Origin of the sequence: Duganella levis (assembly GCF_009857605.1) — a bacterium.
Classification (GTDB): Bacteria; Pseudomonadota; Gammaproteobacteria; order Burkholderiales; family Burkholderiaceae_D; genus Rugamonas; species Rugamonas levis.
Window position 1 is genome coordinate 1 of the sequence record NZ_WWCT01000101.1, and the last position, 256, is coordinate 256.

At 49.6% G+C, this 256-nt stretch carries 1 rRNA gene; it reads left to right on the forward strand.

Going from position 1 to position 256, the window contains the following annotated elements:
* Positions 1-256: ribosomal RNA gene (locus GTP69_RS30985) — 16S ribosomal RNA — on the forward strand; the annotation flags it as partial.

Here is a 256-nt window from a genome sequence, read left to right on the forward strand (position 1 = left end):
ACGGTCGCAAGATTAAAACTCAAAGGAATTGACGGGGACCCGCACAAGCGGTGGATGATGTGGATTAATTCGATGCAACGCGAAAAACCTTACCTACCCTTGACATGGATGGAATCTTTGAGAGATTGAGGAGTGCCCGAAAGGGAACCATTACACAGGTGCTGCATGGCTGTCGTCAGCTCGTGTCGTGAGATGTTGGGTTAAGTCCCGCAACGAGCGCAACCCTTGTCATTAGTTGCTACGAAAGAGCACTCTA